At 51.5% G+C, this 1,024-nt stretch carries 9 tRNA genes and 1 rRNA gene; all 10 read right to left on the bottom strand.

Annotation, left to right across the window (positions count from 1 at the left end):
- Positions 1-104: 104 nt before the first annotated feature.
- Positions 105-180 (bottom strand) — tRNA-Ala (locus tag J5J03_RS00940).
- A gap of 17 nt (positions 181-197) precedes the next feature.
- Positions 198-274: transfer RNA gene (locus J5J03_RS00935), tRNA-Pro, on the bottom strand.
- 3 nt (positions 275-277) lie between these two features.
- Positions 278-354 (bottom strand) — tRNA-Arg (locus J5J03_RS00930).
- A gap of 4 nt (positions 355-358) precedes the next feature.
- A tRNA-Leu gene (locus J5J03_RS00925) sits at positions 359-447 on the bottom strand.
- Positions 448-493: 46 nt separating this feature from the next.
- A tRNA-Gly gene (locus J5J03_RS00920) sits at positions 494-568 on the bottom strand.
- 24 nt (positions 569-592) lie between these two features.
- Positions 593-677: transfer RNA gene (locus J5J03_RS00915), tRNA-Leu, on the bottom strand.
- Positions 678-682: 5 nt separating this feature from the next.
- Positions 683-758, bottom strand: a tRNA-Lys gene (locus J5J03_RS00910).
- 5 nt (positions 759-763) lie between these two features.
- Positions 764-839 (bottom strand) — tRNA-Thr (locus J5J03_RS00905).
- A 5-nt stretch (positions 840-844) separates the two neighbouring features.
- A tRNA-Val gene (locus tag J5J03_RS00900) sits at positions 845-920 on the bottom strand.
- A gap of 11 nt (positions 921-931) precedes the next feature.
- Positions 932-1,024 (bottom strand): 5S ribosomal RNA (gene rrf, locus J5J03_RS00895); the annotation flags it as partial.

Genomic DNA, 1,024 nt, shown 5'->3' with positions numbered 1-1,024 from the left:
CTCAATAAAAGTTGACTTGCGCTCGCTTCTATAAGCTAGCTTGTTTCATGTTTATAATCATACTGGTTGTTTTGTTCAGTTTTCAAAGATCAAAGCAATAAAAATGGTGGAGCCTAGCGGGATCGAACCGCTGACCTCCTGCGTGCAAAGCAGGCGCTCTCCCAGCTGAGCTAAGGCCCCACAAAATTCTTTTTTAATGGTCGGGAAGACAGGATTTGAACCTGCGACCCCTTGGTCCCAAACCAAGTGCTCTACCAAACTGAGCTACTTCCCGTAATGGCGCGCCCGAGAGGAGTCGAACCCCTAACCTCTTGATCCGTAGTCAAACGCTCTATCCAATTGAGCTACGGGCGCTAAATGGTGCCGAGGGCCGGACTCGAACCGGCACGGTGGAAACCCACCGCAGGATTTTAAGTCCTGTGCGTCTGCCAATTCCGCCACCCCGGCAAGGAATAACACATTAACCATTTGGCAAACTAAATGATTAATTTCCTGGAGCGGAAGACGGGATTCGAACCCGCGACCCCCACCTTGGCAAGGTGGTGTTCTACCACTGAACTACTTCCGCATGTATTTAATTATTGTAATTGTATGGTGCGGGTGGAGGGACTTGAACCCCCACGTCAAGAGACACTAGATCCTAAGTCTAGCGCGTCTGCCAATTCCGCCACACCCGCTTGAATGGTGAGCCATGGAGGATTCGAACCTCCGACCCTCTGATTAAAAGTCAGATGCTCTACCAACTGAGCTAATGGCTCCCAAATGGTGCCGGCCAGAGGACTTGAACCCCCAACCTACTGATTACAAGTCAGTTGCTCTACCAATTGAGCTAGACCGGCTGAAATGGTGGAGGATGCAGGGCTCGAACCTGCGACCCCTTGCTTGTAAGGCAAGTGCTCTCCCAGCTGAGCTAATCCTCCTGTGTATTTTTGCCTGGCAACGTCCTACTCTTGCAGGGGCGCGAGCCCCAACTACCATGGGCGCTGGAAAGCTTAACTACTGTGTTCGGCATGGGAACAGGTGT

It is taken from the genome of Gracilibacillus suaedae, assembly GCF_017599345.1.
GTDB classification, from domain to species: domain Bacteria; phylum Bacillota; class Bacilli; order Bacillales; family Amphibacillaceae; genus Gracilibacillus; species Gracilibacillus suaedae.
The sequence above is the reverse complement of the archived record's forward strand: the minus strand, read 5'-3'. Positions and strand labels throughout refer to the sequence as shown.